This window comes from Acuticoccus yangtzensis, from assembly GCF_001927245.1.
GTDB classification, from domain to species: Bacteria; Pseudomonadota; Alphaproteobacteria; order Rhizobiales; family Amorphaceae; genus Acuticoccus; species Acuticoccus yangtzensis.
Map to the genome: position 1 here is coordinate 269,006 of NZ_MJUX01000007.1, position 20,827 is coordinate 289,832.

General features: G+C 71.2%; 14 protein-coding genes. 5 read left to right on the forward strand and 9 right to left on the reverse strand.

Annotated elements, in window-relative coordinates; all coding sequences use genetic code 11:
- The first annotated feature begins 123 nt into the window (after positions 1–123).
- Positions 124–651, forward strand: coding sequence for a gamma-glutamylcyclotransferase (locus BIX52_RS17105; protein ID WP_075222298.1), 528 nt, complete (start codon positions 124–126; stop codon positions 649–651).
- Here the strand turns inward: BIX52_RS17105 and BIX52_RS17110 are convergent.
- The 8 genes from BIX52_RS17110 to argH form a co-directional block, all read right to left on the reverse strand.
- Complete coding sequence (locus tag BIX52_RS17110; RefSeq protein ID WP_083660415.1) at positions 633–1,439, reverse strand: lysophospholipid acyltransferase family protein; 807 nt, start codon at positions 1,437–1,439, stop codon at positions 633–635. The two genes, BIX52_RS17105 and BIX52_RS17110, sit on opposite strands and share 19 nt — an antisense overlap.
- A complete protein-coding gene (locus BIX52_RS17115) occupies positions 1,436–2,536 on the reverse strand; it encodes a cell division protein FtsX (RefSeq protein ID WP_075222299.1) in 1,101 nt (366 codons plus the stop codon). Before BIX52_RS17115 ends, BIX52_RS17110 begins: the two co-directional genes overlap by 4 nt.
- A 974-nt stretch (positions 2,537–3,510) precedes the next feature.
- A complete protein-coding gene (locus BIX52_RS17120; RefSeq protein ID WP_075222300.1) occupies positions 3,511–3,759 on the reverse strand; it encodes a hypothetical protein in 249 nt (82 codons plus the stop codon).
- Positions 3,756–4,415, reverse strand: a complete 660-nt coding sequence (gene ftsE, locus BIX52_RS17125; RefSeq protein ID WP_075222301.1) for a cell division ATP-binding protein FtsE — start codon at positions 4,413–4,415, stop codon at positions 3,756–3,758. Before ftsE ends, BIX52_RS17120 begins: the two co-directional genes overlap by 4 nt.
- Before the next feature lie 547 nt (positions 4,416–4,962).
- Positions 4,963–7,638, reverse strand: coding sequence for a TIGR02302 family protein (locus BIX52_RS17130; RefSeq protein WP_075222302.1), 2,676 nt, complete (start codon positions 7,636–7,638; stop codon positions 4,963–4,965).
- A 383-nt stretch (positions 7,639–8,021) separates the two neighbouring features.
- Positions 8,022–9,326, reverse strand: coding sequence for a diaminopimelate decarboxylase (gene lysA, locus BIX52_RS17135; protein WP_075222303.1), 1,305 nt, complete (start codon positions 9,324–9,326; stop codon positions 8,022–8,024).
- Positions 9,326–9,553 (reverse strand): hypothetical protein, encoded by a 228-nt coding sequence (locus tag BIX52_RS17140; protein WP_108676594.1) that lies wholly within the window; start codon positions 9,551–9,553, stop codon positions 9,326–9,328. Before BIX52_RS17140 ends, lysA begins: the two co-directional genes overlap by 1 nt.
- Entirely contained in the window at positions 9,550–10,959 is a 1,410-nt protein-coding gene (gene argH, locus BIX52_RS17145; RefSeq protein WP_075222305.1) for an argininosuccinate lyase, read from the reverse strand. Before argH ends, BIX52_RS17140 begins: the two co-directional genes overlap by 4 nt.
- Before the next feature lie 53 nt (positions 10,960–11,012).
- On the opposite strand from argH, the gene BIX52_RS17150 reads away from it, so the two are divergent.
- Together BIX52_RS17150 and BIX52_RS17155 are read left to right on the forward strand one after the other, a co-directional pair.
- Positions 11,013–11,651, forward strand: coding sequence for a TlpA disulfide reductase family protein (locus BIX52_RS17150; RefSeq protein WP_139312797.1), 639 nt, complete (start codon positions 11,013–11,015; stop codon positions 11,649–11,651).
- Positions 11,652–11,917: 266 nt separating this feature from the next.
- Positions 11,918–12,361 (forward strand): L,D-transpeptidase, encoded by a 444-nt coding sequence (locus BIX52_RS17155; protein ID WP_075222307.1) that lies wholly within the window; start codon positions 11,918–11,920, stop codon positions 12,359–12,361.
- 9 nt (positions 12,362–12,370) lie between these two features.
- Here BIX52_RS17155 and BIX52_RS17160 read toward each other — a convergent pair whose 3' ends face one another.
- Complete coding sequence (locus tag BIX52_RS17160) at positions 12,371–13,240, reverse strand: ion channel (protein WP_245803224.1); 870 nt, start codon at positions 13,238–13,240, stop codon at positions 12,371–12,373.
- 99 nt (positions 13,241–13,339) lie between these two features.
- Between BIX52_RS17160 and BIX52_RS17165 the strand changes: the two genes are divergently transcribed.
- The gene (locus tag BIX52_RS17165; protein WP_075222308.1) at positions 13,340–18,727 is read left to right on the forward strand and encodes an alpha-2-macroglobulin family protein; all 5,388 of its coding nucleotides are present in this window, start codon (positions 13,340–13,342) and stop codon (positions 18,725–18,727) included.
- Between the two features lie 119 nt (positions 18,728–18,846).
- A complete protein-coding gene (gene pbpC, locus BIX52_RS17170) occupies positions 18,847–20,805 on the forward strand; it encodes a penicillin-binding protein 1C (protein ID WP_083660417.1) in 1,959 nt (652 codons plus the stop codon).
- Positions 20,806–20,827: the final 22 nt, after the last annotated feature.

A 20,827-nucleotide genomic window follows, 5' to 3' on the forward strand; every position in this document is an offset into this window, starting at 1 on the left:
CCTCATCCGGACCCGCTCCGGCGGGCATCGTTGGATATTTGAACCATCAACCGAGTGGACACTAACACCGATCCCGCCGATATGGGCGGGGCGAAAGCGCACGGGTACAGGGGGTGCGAACCGATGTCACTGTTCGTCTTCGGCTACGGCTCATTGATGTGGCGGCCGGGCTTCGAGTTTGAAGACAAGGCCTTCGCCACGGTGCGCGGCAGGCACCGGCGGCTGTGCGTCTATTCCTGGGTGCACCGCGGCACGCAGGAACGCCCCGGCCTGGTGATGGGCCTGGACCGCGGCGGCGCCTGCCGCGGGATCGTGTACCGCGTTGCCGAGAAAAACCGCGATGCCGTGATCGACTATCTGCGCGCCCGCGAGCAGGTGACCATGGTCTATCTGGAGACCACCGTCACCGCCCGGCTGGACGATGGGACGAGCGTCGCCGCCCTCACCTACATCGTCGACCGCAAGCATCCCCAATATGCCGGCGCCTTGTCCGACGATGCCACCTTCGCCCAGGTGAAGGGCGCGGTCGGCCAGTCCGGCCCCAACGAGGACTATGTGTTGTCCACCGCCGACCTCCTCACCGAGGCCGGCATCTCGGACCCGCGCCTTCACACTCTGGCCGCGAGACTGCGTCAGGCCGAGGCGGCCTGAGCCTCGGCGACCAGCCGGGCCGTTTCGGTCTCCACCGCCTCCAGAAGCCGCGCCTTCACCTCCGCCTTCGGTAGCCCCGGCGGGATCGGCGGAAGGAAGCTCACCGTGATCGTCCCCGGATATTTGACGTAGGCGCCCCGCGGCCAGAAGACGCCCGAATTCAGCGCCACCGGCACCAGCGGCACATTCAGCTTGTCGTAGAGGAAGATCGCGCCCGGCTTATAGTCCGGCGGTGCGCCCAGAGGCCGGCGCGTGCCTTCGGGGAAGATGACGATCTGCTTGCCGGTCGCCATCGCCTTCTGCCCGTCGACCGCCAACTGTTTCAGCGCGGACGCACCGGCATCACGGTCCACCGGGATCATCCCATAATGCTTCGCGTACCAGCCATAGAGCGGGATTTTGAGAAGCTCTTTCTTCAATATGATGACGCCTTTCGGCAGCATCGGCACCAGGGCCATCGTCTCCCATTCCGCCTGATGCTTGGCGCCGACCAGAGCCGGCCCCGTAGGGATGTTCTCAGGGTGGAGGATCCTGACGCGCTGACCCACCGTCCACCGCAAGATGACGAGGTCCGCCCCGGCCCAGAAGCGCAGCATGTAGCGCGTCTTGTCGGACGGAAAGAGCAGGATGGGCGAGGACAAAATGGTGACGACGACGAAGAAGACCGTCGCCAAGATCGAGTAGATCACCGTGCGCACGAAGGCGACGGCATGCGCGATGCCGCTGCGTTTGGGCGGAACGGTACGGGCGGACGGGCTGCCGGGGACGGGGTCGCTCGGTTGGCTCAATGGACCATTCTCTCAAGGTGGTGGCGGACCGCGCGGGTCGAGGTCACGGCGACGGTGAGCGTCACGCCCGCCGCCACCGCGAGGAGGATGAGGTAGCCTTTGAGGCCGATACCGGGATCCCCCAAGAGGGCGCGCGATTGGGCCGACTGGGCGCCGCTGGAGAGGGCCGACCACAGCTCCAGCCCGCCGAACAGCAGCAGCGCTGCCGAGAGGCCGATCGCAGCGCCCCGCGCGCCGATGGCGACGAACCGCCGCCCGAAGGCGCGGGTGATGAAGCGGTCCTCCGCGCCGAGTGCGGCCAGCACCTCCACCGTCGCCGCGTTGGTGGCGATGGCCGAGCGCGTGGCGAAGACGATGCACATGGCCGTGGCGCAAAGCATCAGGAGAAGCGCGGCGATGGCCCCGCCCGCCACCGCCGATGCCATGGCGGACAGCCTCTCGCTCCACCCGCTGTGGTCGTCGAGCGATGTGCCGGCGATCGCGGTCAGCTCGCGCGTGAGGGCGTCGGTGTCGATGTCGCCGCCGCGCCGGGCGGTGACGAGGCGCGGGATGGGGAGCGGTGACAGGTCGATCCCCTCGCCGAGCCACGGCTCCAGCAGCGCCTCGGACTCCGCCGCGCTGACGATGGCGACGTCGTCGACCCCCGGCGCGGCGGAGAGGATTGCGGCGGCACGGTCGAGCCGGCCCTCGATCGGGTCCCCGTCGAGCGGGAGCACGGTGACGGTGATCTCGTCCAGCACGGTGGCGCTCCACGCCCCTGCCGCGCGGTCGATGATGACGGCGCTGCCGGCGAGCAGGGCGCACAGGAAGGTCATGATGGCGACGACGGCGACGAGTCCGCGCCCGGCGATGGAGCGTGGCGAGACGATGGGGCCGTCCTCGGTGGGCCGGTCCTGGTCCTCGCCGGGGTCGACCGGTCTGGCACGGCCGCGCACCTTGCGCCGCGGCTTGGCGGGCCGGCTGGGGCTGTAGGCGGAGGTCATGGCCTCGCGAACGTCATTCTCCGCGCCGCGGCGGGGGGACGTGTCCGGCGCGGCGCGCGCCTCCGCGCCGCCGTCCGCCGCTGCGGTGCCAGCGAGCTCGTCGGCGTCGTCCACGAGGCTTCCGGCGGCGGCCTGTCCGCTGGCGGCGCGGCCGCTTTGTTCGGCGCCTCCCTGCCCGGTGCGTCCCCGTCCTGCGCTCCCCTGCCCGGCCCCGCCTTGCCCTGCGCGGCCTTGTCCCGCGCCGCTTTGTCCGGCACCGCCTTGTCCCGCTTCGTGGTCTGTCCGCCTTCCGCCGGCGTGTCCCGTCGCGGCCTGTCGCGTGCGGCCCGTTCCCGTGCTGCCCTGTCCGTCGTGGCGTGGCGCATCCGTGGCTGACGGCTCCGTTCCGCGCCGGTCGCCGCCGCCGTCCGGGTCCGCTGCGCGGGCATCGCGGTCAGTGCGCTGCCTGTCCCCCTGTGCCGCATGAGGGTCCCGCGCGGGCGCGCCGCGGGAGGGGGCGGGCCTCTCCCCCGCGCGGTCGGCGGAGGGGCGGGGCGCCACAGAGGGGTCCGCCGCGCCGTGCGGATCACGGCGGCGCGGGGCGCGCATCGCATCACGCCGCGGGACGTAGCCTTCGTCGGGAAGGCCGCGCGGCGGCGGCGGCGGAGCGGCAGGCTCCTCCGGCGGGGTGGGGGTCAGGCGGCGCGGACGCGGCGGCGCGTCGTCCCGACTCGCCACCGGAACGGGACGCGGCGCGGACGGGGCGCCGCGCGTATAGCGTGAGGCGGTCGGTGCCGGGGCACGCCCGTTGCGCTCGCCGCCGCCCTCCTGACCGTCTCCCCTCGGCGCGCCGGGGCGAGCGTCGTCACGTCCGCGCTCCTGTGGAGCCCGGCGGTCCTGCGGAACACGGCCATCGGCCTCGCGGTCACGAGGCGCGCGTTCGGCCGGCGGGCGACTGGATGCGGGAAGCTGAGGCGTCGCGCGCGAGCGTTCCGGACGCGGCGGACGGCCGCCCCCCTCGCCCGGTCCGGCCCAGCCGTCGCGCGGTGCATCCTCGTCGGGCCGGCGCCCTGGTGCGGTGCGGCGCCGGTCGAACTCGCCCCCCTCCATCAGCCGTGCCCCCGTGCGGCGGTGCGGCTCGCGCCGGCCCGTGCGCCCGCAGTCGCCGTCGTCGTCGTCGTCGTCGTCGTGACGGCGTCGACGCTCGCCCCCAAGGCGGCCATGGCGCACCCGGCGGGCGCCTGCGTGGTCAGGGCGCGCGCGAACGCGCTGCTGACGATCTCGGCACACGTGGCGGTGGACCCGGCGGTGCCGTCCCTCCCGCTCTTGTCCCTCCTGATGATCGCCCTTTCGATCATGGTGAGGTCTCGAGCTGGCCATCGAACAGGATCAGGCGGCGCGCGTCGATCTGGTCCATGAGCGCGATGTCGTGCGTTGCGATCACCACCGATGTCCCCAGCCGGTTCAGCTCCAGGAACAGCCGCAGCAAGCGCTTTGCCATCGGCGGGTCCACGTTGCCGGTCGGCTCGTCGGCCAGCAGCACGTCCGGCTGCGTGACGAGGGCGCGGGCGATGGCGACGCGCTGCTTCTCGCCGCCCGACAGCACCGGCGGGAAGGCGTGGCGCTGATCGGCAAGGCCCACCCATTTCAGAAGCTCGCCCACGTCCGCACGGTAGCTGTCCGGCTCGCGGCCCTGGATGCGCAGGGGGAGCGCCACGTTGTCATAGGTGGACAGGTGGTCGAGCAGGCGGAAATCCTGGAACACCACGCCGATGCGGCGTTTGAGGGCCGGCACCTCCTTGCGCGTCACGGTCGACACGTCGGCCCCGAACAGGCTCATGAAGCCGCGCGACGGGGTGAGGGAGAGTGACAGGAGACGCATGAGCGTGGTCTTGCCCGCGCCCGAGGGGCCGGTGAGGAACTGGAACGAGCGCGGCGGGATCTGGAACGACAGGTCGCGCAAGATCTCCGGGCCATTTCCGTAGCGCAGACCGACATTCTCCAGCGTGATCATGTGCCTCCCCGCTGGCCGGTCCACCGTGCCGCGTGCTTTGGTCCGGCGCGCCTGTGACCCGTTGGCGCGCGGCTGGATGCCCGCCGACGGAGACTTTTCCCGCCCCGATGTTGCGGCTCCACCGGATGAACGCGAGCCGAAACTGCCACGGGGTCCGAGCGGGCCAAATTACCACAGTCGTCCGCCGCCCGTCCGTTCGGGCGGCGTCGTCCACAATGGCGATATCGGCCCGAGGGGTGAAGACGCAAGTTCAATCAACGCGGAGGCGATGGACCGGCCGGGACACCGGCGGCTGTGCGGCGGGCGGCCAGGCCCCCAGCGGACGGCAGGGGTAAGCCGCGAAGGCGCATCGCTCGGCAGCGCCAGCGCGAAAGGCCATGGCACCGCTCCGCAGATGGCGGTGGCCAAATCTTCCGCGCAAGGGCGGCGGGCCGTCGCTGAACCGGCGGCGGCGGGTGCCGCCCCCGTCCGTCAGGTGGCGGTCGATCTCAGCGTCAGGCCGGGGCCGGGGGCGTCCGGCCTCGGCGCCGCCTCGGCACGCCGGAGGTCAGGGCAGGAGGCGCTCCAGGTAGTCGCGTTCGAGGCGCGGCAGGGACATGTCGCCGAGGCGGTCGCGCAGCATCTGCAGAATGCGGCGGGCGGCCTGGGTGTCGATCTCGTCCGGCACGCCGACGCGGCTGGTATCGGCATAGGTGCCCTCGCGGCGCTGGCGGCCGAGGGGGTCGCGGCCGGGGCCGGGCTGGCCCTGCCCCATCTGGTCGCCGTCCTGGCCGCCCTGCTGCTGTTGCTGCGCCTCGGCGAGCTGGCGGGCCATGTCCTGGGCGCCCTCGCGCAGCGCCTGCAGCGCCTCGGACTGATCGCCGACGGCCTGCCCGGCGCGGTTCTCGCCCAGCGCCTCGCCGGCCTCGCCCATGCGGCGCTGCGCATCGCCCATCCGCTCGCCGGGCTCGAAGCCGCGCTCCGTGAGGCGGTCCATCAGCTCCTGAAGTTGCTGCTGCAACGCCTGCTGGTCGCGCTGGAGGCGCTGCATGGCCTCGGCACGCTGCTGCGGCGTCATTCCGTCCTGCTGACCGTTACCGCCGGGCTGGCCCTGGTTCGGCTGACCCTGCTGGCCGAAGGGCTGCCCCTGCTGGCCGAAAGGCTGGTTCTGGAACGGGCTGGAGGGCTGGCCGAAGGGGCTGCGCTGCTGTCCGAACGGGCCGTTCTGCTGGCCGAAACCCTGCTGACCCTGCTGGCCCTGTTGCCCTTGCTGGCCCTGTTGACCCTGGTTCATGCCATAGGTCTCGTCCATCAGCTCCTGCTGGCGCTGGATCATGCGGCCGAGCTCGTCCAGCGTCTGGCCCTCCTCGCCCATCTGCCCCTGTTGGCCTTGCTGGCCCTGCCCTTGTTGGCCCTGACCCTGCTGGCCCTGCGCCATCTGCAGGTTCTGCATCATCTGCTGCATCTCGGCGAGCAGCGCCTCCGCCTCAGCATGGCGGCCTTCGCGGGCCAACTCCTCGATGCGCTTCAGCATCTCGTCGAGGTCGTTCTGGGTGATCATCTGCGCATTGGGGTCCATCTGCCCCTGCTGCTGCGGATTGTTCTGCATGTTCTCGGCGAGGGCGCGCATATAGTCCTGCATCGCCTGGCGCAGCTCCTGCGTCAGGCGGGCGATCTCCTCCTCCGAGGCGCCGTCCTCCAGCGCGCGGCGCAACCGCTCCTGCGCGGCCTTCAGTGCACGCTCGGCGTCGGACAGGCCGTCGTCTTCGAGCAGCACCGCGAGTTCCCAAAGCTGGTCGAGCATGTCCCGCAACTCGTCGTCGGTGCGGGCGGCGGCAAGCTCGGCATAGGCGACGCGGGCGGCGAGATAATGCCCCGCGCTGGCGAGGACGCCGGGGTCGAGCAGGATGAGGTCCATCGCATCGACCACGCGGGCGACGGCACCGGCATCCATCGCGAGTGCGGCGCGCTGCTCGATCACCGCGCGGGCGACCTCGTTGGTGAAGGGGCGCGCGGGAAGGCGGAAGGTTTGCCCCTCGCTGACGCCGGTCTGGCCTCGCCCGTCCGTCGCCTTCAGGGTGAAGACGACCTCCTGTCCGGCATAGGGGTGGGAGGTCAGATCGTGGACGGTGCGCGCCTGGCCGCGCATCCCCGCTCCGCCCGGCAGCGTGAGAGGAAAGGCCGGATCCTCTACCAGGGGCCGCCGGTCGCCGTTGGCGCCCACGGGCGCGGCGGTCGCCTCGGCGGAGGCGATGCCATAATCGTCGTCGAGCTGGTAGCGCAGCTCGAACGTGTCGCCCTGGGCGTTGGTCGGCGCTTCGGTGAAGCGCACGCGCGGCGCTTCGTCCGGCACGGCGGAGAAGGTCCAGGTCTCCAGCGCCTCACCGTCGCGCAGGACGGCGACGGACATGGCACCGTCGATCGTCACCGTCCCTTCCATGGCGCTGGCGGACTGAGCGTCCGCCCCGTCCAGCAGGGTCATGGCTTGTTCGCCGGCGGCCGTCCCGCCGCTGACGACGAGGCTCACCCCGCCCATCCCTTGCGTGCGCACGGTGAGGATGGAGCCGGTCGGAACTCGGATGCCGTCGCCGGTCTCCACCCGCGTCGCCGAGGACAGGAAGAGCGGCGAGCGGCCGGTATAGGCGGGCGGCGTGACCCAAGCGTCGAGCCGGAATTGGGGGCCGGCGGCGACTTCGACGGGGACGGTGAAGTCGAACGGGGTGATGAGGCGCTCGGCCAGCGCACCGGCGCCGACGACGAGGCCGATGAAACCGACGATGCCCACCGCGGCGCGCAGCGCATAGGGGTCGTGGGGGACGAGGTCGGCGCGCGGCAGCGGCGTTTTCAGCGCGGCGAGGCGGGCTTCGGCGCGGCGGCGGTGCGCCTGCCAGATCTTCTCGGCGAAGGCGTCGCCGCCGGGGGCGAGGCGGTCCTCGTAGGTGTTGAGGGGCTGGTGATCGAGCGCGGCGTCGGCCTCGAGCCGGCGCATGGCTTCGGTTCGGCCGGGCATCGTCACCTTGAGGAGGCGCCAGCCGGCGAGCACGAAGAGGACGGCGAAGGCGGCGAGCCCCACCAGCTTGGCGGTGACGGAGAGGCCGACCCAAAGCCCCATCCACGCCGAGGCGAGGAAGAGGATGACCACCCCGACCATGGGGGCGAGTGCGGGCCAAAGCCGCTCCCAGGCGATGGCTGCACGCGCGGACAGGATGAGCCGCGACAGTCTCGTCGTGAGCGGTGAGGCCATTCTACACGTCCCCTTTGATACGCCGGCCCTCCGTTACGCGGGACCACGCGGACCGGACGGCGCCCCGTCACGCGGCAACCGTCGCCACGCGGAACGCCCGTCCGGCGGCCCCCCGGACCAGAACATGACCGCGGAGAAACCTTGCCAAGATTAAACGCGGGAATGCAGGCGACAAGCCATCCGCCGGTTAAACACGTCACATATCCGTGCCGGTGGCTGTGGCGGATGGTCCCGCATCGGCGGCGTGCGCATTATCCTTGCGCAAAATCGGCCGAGCCTTGCCGGTCCGGTGACGGCGCCGCGGCAGGACGCAAAAGAGCGGGGGAAAAATCGGCCCGCCCGCGCCGCGGATGGCGCGGTGCCTTGTGGGGTCCGCTGCCTGGTTAGACGTCGCCGTCCACGGGCGCGCGGCGGGCGGCCTCGGCGATCCAGTCCGGCACCGTGTCGCGGGCGATCTGCTCGGCCACCGACAGAGGCGGGCGCACCACGGCGTAGCGCTCGCCCGACACCAGAACCTCCGGCACCAGGACGCGGGTGTTGTAGGTTGACGCCTGTACCGCACCGTAGGCGCCCGCGCTCATGATGGCGAGGAGGTCGCCCCGCTCCACCGGCGGCATGTCGCGCCCGAGCGCCAGATAATCGCCCGTCTCGCACACCGGCCCGACTACGTCGACGGTGGCCTTCGCCCCCGGCCGCGGCACCACCGGCACGATCTCGTGGTGGGCGTCGTAGAGCGTCGGGCGGATGAGGTCGTTCATCGCCGCGTCGGCGATGACGAAGCGCTTGGCCTCGCCGTCCTTGGTGTGGACGACGCGCGTCACCAGAATGCCCGCGTTGGCGGCGATCATCCGCCCCGGCTCCAGCACCACGCGGCAACCGAAGCGGTTGGCATGGCGCGCGACCAGGGCGGCATAGTCCGTCGGCAGCGGCGGATCGGGATTGGCCGGATCATAGGGCACGCCGAGCCCGCCGCCGACGTCGATATGGTCGATGGTGTGGCCGTCGCCGCGCAGGGTGTCGAGGAGGTCGCCGAGCACGGTGAAGGCCGCGTCGAACGGCTCCAGCGCGGTGATCTGCGAGCCGATGTGCATGTCGACGCCGCACACCCTGAGGCCCGGCAGCTTGGCCGCCTCGGCATAGATGCCGCGGGCGCGCGAGGCGGGGATACCGAACTTGGTTTCCGAGGCGCCGGTGGCGATCTTCTTGTGTGTCTTCGCGTCGACGTCCGGGTTCACGCGCAGCGACACCGGGGCGGTGACACCCATCTCGGTGGCGATGGCGGAAATCCGGCGCAGCTCGCTTTCCGATTCGGCGTTGAAGCAGAGGATCCTGGCGCCCAGCGCGGCGGCAATCTCGGCATCCGTCTTGCCGACGCCGGAGAAGACGATGCGTTCGCCGGGCACCCCGGCCGCCAGCGCGCGGGCAAGCTCGCCGCCCGAGACGACGTCCATCCCCGCGCCGAGTTCGGCCAGCAGCGACAGCACGGCCTGGTTGGAGTTCGCCTTCATGGCGAAGCACACGAGGGTCGGCACGCCCGCCGCCGACAGCGCATCGGCGAACACGCGGTAGTGCCGCGTCAGCGTGGCGGAGGAGTAGACGTAGACCGGCGTGCCGACGGCCTCGGCGATTTCGGTCAGCGGGACGTCTTCGGCGTGGAGCGTCCCGTCGCGGTCGGCAAAATGGTGCATTATTGAAGGATCGGATCGAGAACGAACTTGCGGTCCGGCACTTCGTCGGTGCCCGGATCGTGCGGGAAGCGGTCGACCATCGGCATGGTTTCGATCGTGACCGGGGCTTCACCCGAGCCGCGACGGCCGCAGGCGCCAAGCGCGAGCGCGGCGGCGAGTGCCGGGACGAGGAGAAGGACGCCCGATCGTTTCAGCACGGCGCGGTTCTGTAAGGGGCTGCGGCTCATGGACGGCTCCCGAGGATCTCGCGCCAGCGGGCGGCCTCCTGGCGGACCCGTTCGGGCGCCGTGCCGCCAAGCGACATGCGGCTCGCCACCGACGCGTCCACCGTGAGGACGCCGAGCGCGGCCTCGGTAATGCGCGGGTCGACGAATTGCAGCTCGTCGAGGGTCAGATCGGAAAGCTCCTTGCCGGCCTTGTCGGCGGCGAGGACGCAGGCGCCGGTGACGTGGTGGGCATCGCGGAACGGCATCCCGACCTCACGCACCAGCCAGTCGGCAAGGTCGGTGGCGGTGGTGTGACCCTTCACCGCGAGCGCCCGCATGGCGGCGGTGTTGGGGGTGAGGTCCCGGACCATCCCGGCGGAGGCGCGCACGCAGAGCGACAGCGCCGGCATCGCGTCGAACAGCGGCGGCTTGTCCTCCTGCATGTCCTTCGAATAGGTCAGCGGCACGCCCTTCATGACGATGAGCAGCGTGTTCAGCGCGCCGACGATGCGGCCCACCTTCGCGCGCACCAGCTCCGCCGCGTCCGGGTTCTTCTTCTGCGGCATGATCGACGAGCCGGTGGTGAACTCGTCCGACAGCTTGATGAAGCCGAACGGTGCCGAGCACCAGATGACGATCTCTTCGGCGAGGCGCGACAGGTTCACCGCGCAGATCGACGCCATCGCCAGCGCCTCCAGCGCGAAGTCGCGCGCCGACACGGCGTCGAGCGAGTTGCGGGCGGGGCCGTCGAACCCCAGCGCGCGAGCGGTCATCTCGCGGTCGATTGGGAAGGCGGTGCCGGCCAGAGCCGCGGCGCCCAGCGGCGAGGTGTTCATGCGGGCCCGCGCGTCGGCGAGGCGGCCGCGGTCGCGCGCGATCATCTCCACATAGGCCAGCATGTGGTGGCCGAAGGTGATCGGCTGGGCGGACTGCAGGTGCGTGAAGCCGGGCATCACCGTCCCGGCGAACTCCTCGGCGCGCTCGACGAAGGCGTGCTGCAGGTCGAGAAGCTCACCGTCCAGCGCGTCCAGCGCCTCGCGCACCCAGAGCTTGAAGTCGGTCGCAACCTGGTCGTTGCGCGAGCGGGCGGTGTGCAGGCGGCCCGCCGCGTCGCCGACGATCTCCTTCAGGCGCGACTCGATGTTCATGTGGATGTCTTCGAGGGCGCGGCTGAAGGGGAAGGACCCCGCCGCGATCTCGGCCGAGATCTGGTGCAGACCGGTGGTGATCGCCGCCGCGTCCTCGTGCGACACGATACCGGTCTCGGCAAGCATCGCCACATGTGCCAAGGAACCGGCGATGTCCTGGGTGGCAAGCGCCTTGTCGACGTCGATCGAGGCGTTGATCTCCTCCATGATGGCGCCGGGTCCCGCCTCGAATCGACCGCCCCAGAGAGCATTTCCGGCGGGGGTCAGCGGGCGGTTCATGGGTGCCTCCAGTGAGGGTGGCCCGGTTCGGGCCGGAGCGAAAGGAATGGAACGTGCCGAGACATTGGCTGACTTACGCAATGGCCGCGCTCGGCGCGTTGGTGATCTTCGTGGCCACGGTGGTCTTCACCGCGCGTCCGACACTCTTTAGTGACCTCGTCCGCGGCCCGCAATGCCAGGCCAGCACGGCGATCGCCGAGGCGGTCGCCCCGTTCGCCAAAGGGCAGATGGCCGCCTTCCGCACCGTCACCCCCGCCAACGCCGAGACGCTGCCCTTCGACGGCACCGGCGATGACGTCACCACCCTCGCCGCGCTGAAGGGCAAGGTCACCCTCCTCAACCTGTGGGCCACATGGTGCGCCCCGTGCCGCGCCGAAATGCCGTCGCTCGCCGCGCTGCACGAGGCGAAGAGCGGGCCGGACTTCGCGGTCGTCGCCACCTCGATCGACGACAAGGACCGCGGCCGGCCGGAGGATTTCCTGGCCGAAACCGGCGCCACCGCCCTCGCCTACCACCGTGAGCCGACGCTGACCCTCTTCAATTCGCTGCGTCAGGCCGGGCTGACGGAGGGCATGCCGACGACGCTTCTTTTGGGGCCGGACGGCTGCATCGCCGGCGTGTTGGCGGGCGCCGCCGCTTGGGACGGGCCCGACGCGAAGGCGCTGGTGGACGCCGCCCGCGGCGCGATCTGACCGGCCCGACCGGCGACGCCCGCGCGGAGCCGACGCTGAGACCCACGCGATCACGATGTCGTGCGCGGCCGTGTGCGCAGCGTGAAGAGACCGCAAGTCTTCATCAAGACCAATGAACAAACGAGGTTAATACCTGGATCCGCGCGATGCAAAAGCGCAACAAGAGAGCCTCAATCGCGAAGCTTTCACATCTTTTTGGATTGCTCACCCTGCCCGGCTGCGGAACACTTTCAAAAATTGATGCCACAATGATTGGGAGTGACGCCATGCGTCGGTATATAATCCGCCTGTTCACGGCCGGCCTGCTGGCCGCTGGGCTCGGAACCAGCCTCGCCGCCCCGGCCGAGGCCGCCCGCGTCACCGCCACCGTCGACCTGTCGGCGCAGCTCATGTACGTCAGCGTCGGCAACACCCACGCCTATACATGGAAGATCTCGTCCGGCCGCAAAGGCTTCCGCACCCCCACCGGCACGTACAAGCCGACGCGGATGTACCGCAAATATTTCTCCCGCAAGTATGACGGCTCGCCGATGCCGAACTCTATCTTCTTCCGCGGCGGCTATGCCATCCACGGTACCGGCTACACCAAGAGCCTCGGCCGCCCCGCCTCGCACGGCTGCGTGCGGCTGCATCCGGAAAACGCCCGCACGCTCTACAACCTCGTCAACAGCCACGGCCGCGCCAACACGCGCATCCGCATCAAGTATTGAGGCAAGAGGTTACAGCGCCCCCTCGGTGGGAATGTTGATGACCTCGCCGCAATGCTTGCAGTGCACCGCGTCGAGGTCATGCTTTTCGAGGCCGCACTTGGGGCACTCGAACGCCACCTTGTTGGGCCGGAACAGCGTCTGAATGAGCCGCAGGAACAAGCCGACGCCGAACACCATGATGACGATCGTCAGCGCCCGCCCCCACGTGTCGCTGACGACGATGTCGCCGAAGCCGGTCGTCGTCAGCGTGGCGATGGTGAAATAAAGCGCGTCGACGAAGGTCGTGATTTCGGGATTGACCGGCCGTTCGATGACGTAGACCAGCGCCGTCGTGATGAAGAGGAAAACGGTGAGGTTGAGCGCCGCCTCCACCACCTCCTCGCGCTGGCGGAACCACTTGTAGTCCCGCCTCAGATCCACCACCAGGCGGTAGGACCGCAGCACGCGCAGGATGCGCAGCACCCGCACCAGCGCCAGATCCGGCGCGATCAACGCCCCGAACAGGGCGATGATCACGACGAGGTCGAGATAGAACATCAGACTGCGCAACTGCACGATGGACCGGCGCATGGCGATGGTGCGCGCCGCGAGATCCAGCGTCAGGCAGATGCCGATGACGATGTCGATGATCGGCAGCGTCGTGCTTCCGCTCACCGTGGTGATGACGAAATAGCTGATCGTCACCACGTCGAAGGCGAGCATGGCGAAACGGAAGCGGCGCGACAGCGGCGAAAATCCGAAATAGCACTCCCGCACCAGGCGCAACGCCCGCTGCCACCGCGTGTCCGGCTCGTCGCGGATGCCGCGGGCGAGACCGCTGCGCGGCATCTCCCCCACCGTCCCATGATCGTCCGCCATCCCGTCCGCCCGGTCGTTCATCCGCCATTCTCCCCGTTCCCCTCACCATGCGTTGAACGGACGCATCGTTCCACCGGCTGACGAAAGTCGGTAAATTCGGGGCGATCGGGGGGAAAGACGATGATAATAAATGCATTTGGCCGCCGCGCGCCCTGGCTCGCCGCCATCGCCGCAGCGCTGACACTCGCGGCAAGCCACGGCGCGCTTGCCGACCGCACCCTCGAAAGCCTCGCCGGTTTCGACCTGCCGGGGGGCGACTACCGCACCCTGCGCTCGGTGCCGCTGGAGGAATGCGAGAGCGTGTGCCTCGCCGACACCGCCTGCGCCGCCTTCACCTATAACGAGCGCGCCCGCTGGTGCTTCCTGAAGTCGAGTGCGGGGGAGCGCGTCGCCTATCCGGGTGCGACCTCCGCCATCGTGCGCGAGAGCACCTCGGTCGACGCGCTGCCGCTGCCGGACATCGCCTTCCTTCCCGGCTCCATCGTCGCCGACGCGGCGCGGCTGGAGGCGCAGATCTCCGCCGTCAACCGCACAATGCGCCAGGTGGGGGTGATCACCCCTGCGCTGGCCGGCCCCGCCGCCGCCCAACGGTCGGACACCTATCTCGACCTCGCCCGCTCGCTCCGCGCCGCCAGCTTCGACGATTATTCCGACCGCATGGATGCGCAGGCGATGGCGGGCGCGGCGGCCTATCTCGGCCTCAAGACGGCCACCGCGCCGCTGCAGCAGGGCCGCGCCCTCGCCCTCCTCTCGCGGGTGATGGAGAGCCAGGGCCTGTTCCGCCCGGCGATCGAATCCTCCGCCGCCAGCCTCGCCTTCGCGCCCGACGCCGCCGAGGCCGAGCGGCTCGAAACCCTGCGCGCCGAACACGGCTTCCGCGTGCTCGACTATGAGGTCGATTCCGAAAGCCTGTCGCCGCGCCTCTGCGTGCAATTCTCCGAACCCCTGTCCGGCGACGCGGTGGCGCTGCAACGCTTCGTCACGCTGGACGGGGCGTCCGACCCCACGCTGTCGGTCGAGAACCAGCAGCTCTGCGTGGAAGGGCTGACCCACGGCGAACGCTACATCGTCTCGCTGCGCGCAGGCGTCCCCTCCACCGTCGGCGAGACCTTGCGCCAGCCGTCCGAATTCCGCGCCTACGTGCGCGACCGCGCCCCGATCGCCCGGTTCGAGACCAACCGCTACGTCCTCCCCGCCGCCGCCGAGGGGATCCCCGTCACCTCCGTCAACACGGACGAGCTGGAGCTGGCGCTCTACCGCGTCAACGACCGCAACATCGCCGACGTCGTGCGGCGCGACGAGTTCAAGCGCGCGCTCTATCCGTGGGAGGTCAGCGACATCGCCGACGACCGCGGCGCGCTGGTGTGGGAGGGCCGCCTCACCACCGCATCGGAACGCAACACCGAGGTGCGCACCCTCATCCCGCTCGGCGAGGTGCTGCCGCGGACCGAACCCGGCGTCTACGTGATGACGGCCACCCCGGCCGAGCTTGCCGACCGCTCGAACCAGACGGCGACGCAGTGGTTCATCGTCTCCGACCTCGGCCTCTCCACCTTCTCCTCCGGCCCTACGGTGGACGTGTTCGTGCGCTCGCTCGCCTCGGCGGGGGCGCGCGCCGGTGTCGAGGTGGCTCTCCTCGCCCGCAACGACGATGTGCTGGCCACCGCCGTCACCGACGCTGAAGGCCACGCCCGCCTCACCTCCACCGCGCCGGTGAGCGGCAGCCAGGCCCCCACCCTCGTCACCGCCAGCGACGGCGAGGACTACGCCTTCCTCTCCCTCGTCGGCGGCGCCTTCGAGCTGACCGACCGCGGCGTCGCCGGCCGCACCGCCCCCGGCCCGATCGACGCCTTCCTGGCGACCGAGCGCGGCGTCTATCGCGGCGGCGAGACGGTTCACCTCACCGCCCTCCTGCGTGACGATACCGCCCGCGCCCTCTCCCTCCCCCTCACCATCCGCCTGGAGCGGCCGGACGGTGTCGTGTCCCGCGCGATCACCACCCGCGCGGACGATGCCGGCGGCACGGCGCTCGCCATGGACCTGACCACCAACGCCGCCACCGGCACGTGGACCGTCTCCGCCCACGTCGACCCGAACGGCCCCGCCGTCGGCCAGACCACCTTCCTGGTGGAGGACTACGTTCCGCAGCGCATCGCCGTCGACATCACCAGCGAGGCCACCGAGGCCGTCGCGGGCGAGACCCTCACCGCCGACCTCAGCGCGAAATTCCTCTACGGCGCGCCCGCCGCCGACCTCGTCACCGAAGGCACGCTGATCGTACGCCCCGCCACCGGGATCGCGGGGTTCGAGGGCTATCAGTTCGGTCTCGTCCAGGAGCCCTTCACCCCCACCCGCACGCCGCTGTTCGACATGCCGCGCACAGGCGCGGACGGCTCGGCCACCCTCACCATTCCGGTCCCCGATCTGGCGGACGTCTCCGCCGCGCTGGAAGCGCGCATCGTCGTCAACGTGCGCGAGCCGGGCGGGCGGCAGGTGGGCGACGGCCTCACTCTGCCGATCCGGGCAGAGCGCCCGCTGATCGGCATCAAGCCGAAGTTCGCGGACGGCACGGTGGCCGAAGGTACCCGCGCCGGGTTCGACATCATCGCCCTCGCCCCCGACCGCAGCCGCGTGGAGACCGAGGCCGAATGGGTGCTGACCCGCATCCACCGCAATTTCCAATGGTACCGCCGCGACGGGCGCTGGTTCTACGACAGCTCCGAGCGGCTGGAGGAGGTCGCCAGCGGCACCGTCTCCATCGGCACCGAGATGCCGGCCGCGGTCTCCGTCCCGGTCGAGTGGGGCCGCTACCGGTTGGAGGTGGTGGACGCCGCCGACCCGCTCGTCGGGTCCTCCACGGCCTTCAACGCGGGCTGGGTGAGCGATACCGCCGCTGCCGACACGCCCGACATCCTGGAAGTCCACCTCGACCGCGAGACCTACGCCGCGGGCGACACGGCCACCTTGCGCATCGTCCCGCGCTTTGCCGGGACCGCCCTCGTCACGGTCTTGTCGGGTAGCGTGCAGCACTCTGAAATCGTGGACGTTCCGGCGGGCGGCGCCGAAGTGGCGCTCACCGTGGCCGAGGACTGGGGCCCCGGCGCCTACGTCGCCGCCACGCTGTTCCGCCCGGCCGAACCCACGGCGGGCGGCGCCCCTCTGCCGCAACGCGCCGTCGGCATCGCCCACATGGCGGTCGGCACTGAGATGCGCACGCTAGACGTCACGATCGGCGCCCCGGCCGCGACCCATCCGCGCCAGACGCTGGACGTACCCGTCACCCTCGCGGGCCTCGCCCCCGGTGAGAGCGCCTATGTGACACTCGCCGCCGTCGATGTCGGCATCCTCAACATCACCGGCTACACCCCGCCGGACGCGGTCGGCCACTTCCTCGGCCAGCGCCGCCTCGGCGTCGAATTGCGCGACCTTTATGGCGACCTCATCGACTCCTCGGGGGCGATGCGCAGCCGGGTGCGCTCCGGCGGCGACGGGCCGGGGTCCGGCACCGAGTCGCTCCCGCTCGCCGAGGCGCCGGTCGCCCTCTTCACCGGCGTGCTCACCGCCGGGCCGGACGGGCGGGTGAACGCCAGCCTCGACATCCCGTCCTTCAACGGCACGCTGAAGTTGATGGCCGTCGCCTGGACCGCCGACAAGGTGGGCAACGCCTCCGCCGACATGGTGGTGCGCGACCCCGTGGTGGTGGCGGGCACCCTCCCCCGCTTCCTCGCCCCCGGCGACACCACCCGCATGCGCATCGACCTCCACAACGTCGCCCACGTGGCGGGGGACTACCGTCTCAACATCATGTCCGGCGGACCGATCGTTCTCGACCGGCAGCCAAGCACCTTGCGGCTCGACGTCGGCGAGCGCAGCGCGGTGGAAATCCCGCTGTCGGCGACCGGCACCGGCGAGGCGACCATCATCGCCCAGCTCGACGGGCCGGACGGTCTCTCCATCGACAAGGATTACGTCATCACCGTGCGCCCCGCCGCCGCCGAGGTGCGCGAGAGGCGACTCTCGGTACTGAGCCCCGGCGAATCCCTGACCCTCGGCGATGATCTGCTGGCCCCATTCGACGCCGACGCCGAGCTGACCCTCTCGGCCGGCAACGGCAACCTCGACGTTGCCGGGCTCCTGACGATGCTCGACCGCTTCCCCTACGGCTGCTCCGAGCAGACGGTGAGCCGCGCCTTGCCGCTGCTTTACGTGAACGAGGTCGCCCGCGCGATCGGCATGGAGGAGGACGCGGCGCTTCCGGACCGCATCCGCCAGTCCATCTCGCGCGTTCTGGCCAACCAGTCGTCCTCGGGTGGGTTCGGCCTGTGGTCGCCGGGGTACGACCTGTGGCTGACCGCCTATGTGATGGACTTCCTCACCCGCGCAGAGGAAGCCGGCTACGACGTTCCCGAAATCGCCTTCCAATCCGGCCTCGACCGGCTGCAGTCCGTGCTCTCCTACGTGAGCGAGATCGAGGGCGAGCGCGGAACGGACATCGCCTATGCCACCTACGTCCTCGCCCGTAACGGACGCGCGGCGATCGGCGACGTGCGCTACTTCGCCGAGGAGCGGCTGGACGATTTCCCCGCCCCGCTGGCCCGCGCCCAGCTCGCCGCCTCGCTCGCCCTCGCCGGCGACGACGCGCTGGCCGAGCGACTGTTCGAGACGGCCGTGCCGGACCATATCAGCCTCGCACGGCCCGACCGCACGGACTACGGCACGCCGCTGCGCGATGCCGCCGCCATCGTGGCGCTCGCCGCCGAGGCGCGGGTGGCGCAGCCGGTCATGACGCGGCTCGAGGCCGAGCTCGACGCGCTGAAGGCCGCCACCAACCGTACCTTCTCCACCCAGGAAGCGGCGTGGCTGCTGCTGGGTGCCGAGGCGCTGCGCAGTGAGCGGCACGGCATCACCGTCGCCGGAACGCCGGAGGAGACGCCGTTCAGCCGCGCCGTCGGCCGCGCCGATCTCGGCACCGGCCTCATCATCACCAACAGCGACAGCACGCCGCTGGCGGTGGCGACCACGGTGGCGGGAACGCCGCTGACACCGCAGCCGCCGGTGTCGGCGGGGCTGACGGTGGAGCGCGCCTTCCTGTCGCTGGACGGTGAGCCTGTCGAGGTCGCCACCGTGGCGCAGAACACGCGCCTCGTGGTGAGACTGACGGTGACGAAGACGGTGGCGGACGCGATGCGCATCATGCTGACCGACCTTCTGCCCGCGGGGTTCGAGATCGAGAACCCGCGCCTGGTGGCCGAGGGGGACATCGCCGCGGTGCCGCTGGCGCGCATCGGCCAGGCGCCGGAGCATACCGAGTTCCGCGACGACCGCTTCGCCGCCGCGTGGGACCTCGGACGCGGCAACGAGAACGCGCCGATCACCGTGTCCTACATCGTGCGCGCGGTGACGCCGGGGACCTTCACCCTCCCCGCCCCCGAGGTCAGCGCGATCTACGAGCCGGCCTTCGTCGCCCGCGGCGCGGCCGGCTCCGTCACCGTGGTGCCGACCCGCTGACCGGCCCGGCCCCTCTCCCCGGCCCCGCCACGCGGCGGCTGCGGCCGCTGTCCCGCTGGTGGATCGGCGCCTTCGCGGGGGCGGCGGGCCTCGCCGCGGTCGCCGCCGCCGCGGTGCCGATGCTGGACACGGCCTTCCCGCCCGCGATCGTGCGCGCGACGCCGTCCGCCGTCGTCGTCGACCGCGAGGGCACGCTGCTGCGCGCCTTCACCGATCCCGGCGGGCGCTGGCGCCTTCCGGTGACGACCGCCGAGGTGGACGCGGGCTTCGTCCGTCTCCTCATCGCCTACGAGGACCAGCGCTTCTTCCGCCATGCCGGCGTCGACCCGCGGGCGATCCTGCGCGCGGCCGGGCAGGCACTCGCCTCCGGCCGGATCGTCTCCGGCGCCTCCACGCTGACGATGCAGACCGTGCGGCTGATGACCGATGCCCGTGACCGCACGCCCTGGCGAAAAGTGTCCGAGATGGTATCCGCCTGGCAGGTGGAGCGGCGTCTCACCAAGGACGAGATCCTCACCATCTACCTCAACCAGGCGCCCTATGGCGGCAACATCGAGGGGGTGCGCGCTGCGTCTCTGGCCTATTTCGGGCGCGAGCCGCGGCGGCTGACGCTCGCCCAGTCGGCGCTTCTGGTGGCGCTGCCGCAGTCGCCCGAGGCGCGGCGGCCGGACCGTCACCCCGCCGCCGCCAAGGCCGCGCGCGACCGCGTGCTGGACCGGCTCTTCGCCCGCGGCGCCATCACTGCACGCGACCGGGACGAGGCCAAGCGCGAGCAGGTGCCGACGCGCCGCCGCCCTGTGCCGCGACTCGCCCCGCATCTGGCCCGCGACCTCGTCGCCGCCGCGCCGGACGTGACGGTCCACCAAACGACGCTCGACGCAGGCTGGCAGGCGCGGCTGGAGCAGCTCGCGCGCGAGCGGGTCGACCTCATCGGCCCCCACGTGTCGGCCGCGATCCTGGTGGCCGACATCGCGACGGGCGAGATCCGCGCCAGCGTCGGCTCGGCCGGGCTGTTCGACGACCGCCGCGCCGGGCACGTCGACATGGTGCGCGCCGTCCGCTCGCCGGGCTCGACGCTGAAGCCGTTCATCTACGGCATGGCGATGGAGGCCGGGCTGATCGCCCCCTCGACGCTGCTCGCGGACACCCCGTCCACCTTCGCAGGCTACGAGCCGGACAATTTCGACGAGACATTTCAGGGCCTCGTCACCGCGTCTGAGGCGCTGCGGCGCTCGCTCAACGTTCCCGCGGTGACGCTGCTCGATGCGTTGGGGCCGGTGCGGCTCGCGGTGCGGCTACAGGCGGCGGGGGCCACGGTGGCGCTTCCGGCCGACCGCACGGCGACGCTCGCCATCGGCCTCGGCGGCTTCGGCACGCGGCTGATCGACCTCGCGGGGCTATATACCGGCCTCGCGCGCGGCGGCCGCCCGATCGCGCTCCACGCCGTGCCGGGACGGCCCAAGGCGCAATCCCGTCTGCTGGAAGCGCGCGCGGCAGACGCCGTCGACGCCATCCTCGCCGAGATGATGCCGCCGCGAAACGCCCGCCCCGGCCTCATCGCCTACAAGACAGGCACCTCCTACGGCTACCGCGACGCCTGGGCCGTGGGCTACGATGCCGAGCACGTCGTGGCAGTGTGGGTCGGCCGGCCGGACGGCACGCCCGTCGCCGGGCTGACCGGCTGGACCGACGCCGCGCCGCTGTTGTTCGACGCCTCCGCGCGCATCGGCATCACCCCGCGCCCCGCCCGTCCCGCACCGCTGACGACGGCGGAGCTACCGCCGCCCTTGCGCCAATACCCGCCGCGCGCCAGCCGGACCGAGGCGGGCCGCGCGCTCGCCATCGCCTTCCCGCCGCCGGGCGCGGTGGTGGCGCTCAGCGGGCCGTCCGGCGCGCCGCAGCCGCTGACCGCCCGCGTTCTCGGCGCCCCGGTGGACGCCTGGCTTCTCAACGGGCGGCCGCTGCCGGTGCGCCCCGGCCGCCGCACCGCGCAAATCGACGCACCGCCCGGCGCCCACACCCTCACCGTGATCACCAGCGGCGGCGCGTCGGAGCGGGTCAGCTTCCGCGTCGAGTAGAAACGAAAAACCCCCGCGGCAG

Excerpts from the sequence above, each read along its gene's own strand:
- BIX52_RS17105 (WP_075222298.1), top strand. The coding sequence starts at position 124 with ATGTCACTGTTCGTCTTCGGCTACGGCTCATTGATGTGGCGGCCGGGC.
- BIX52_RS17120 (WP_075222300.1), bottom strand. The coding sequence starts at position 3,759 with ATGATCGAAAGGGCGATCATCAGGAGGGACAAGAGCGGGAGGGACGGC.
- ftsE (WP_075222301.1), bottom strand. The coding sequence starts at position 4,415 with ATGATCACGCTGGAGAATGTCGGTCTGCGCTACGGAAATGGCCCGGAG.
- BIX52_RS17130 (WP_075222302.1), bottom strand. The coding sequence starts at position 7,638 with ATGGCCTCACCGCTCACGACGAGACTGTCGCGGCTCATCCTGTCCGCG.
- lysA (WP_075222303.1), bottom strand. The coding sequence starts at position 9,326 with ATGCACCATTTTGCCGACCGCGACGGGACGCTCCACGCCGAAGACGTC.
- BIX52_RS17140 (WP_108676594.1), bottom strand. The coding sequence starts at position 9,553 with ATGAGCCGCAGCCCCTTACAGAACCGCGCCGTGCTGAAACGATCGGGC.
- argH (WP_075222305.1), bottom strand. The coding sequence starts at position 10,959 with ATGAACCGCCCGCTGACCCCCGCCGGAAATGCTCTCTGGGGCGGTCGA.
- BIX52_RS17155 (WP_075222307.1), top strand. The coding sequence starts at position 11,918 with ATGCGTCGGTATATAATCCGCCTGTTCACGGCCGGCCTGCTGGCCGCT.
- BIX52_RS17160 (WP_245803224.1), bottom strand. The coding sequence starts at position 13,240 with ATGAACGACCGGGCGGACGGGATGGCGGACGATCATGGGACGGTGGGG.
- BIX52_RS17165 (WP_075222308.1), top strand. The coding sequence starts at position 13,340 with ATGATAATAAATGCATTTGGCCGCCGCGCGCCCTGGCTCGCCGCCATC.
- pbpC (WP_083660417.1), top strand. The coding sequence starts at position 18,847 with ATGCTGGACACGGCCTTCCCGCCCGCGATCGTGCGCGCGACGCCGTCC.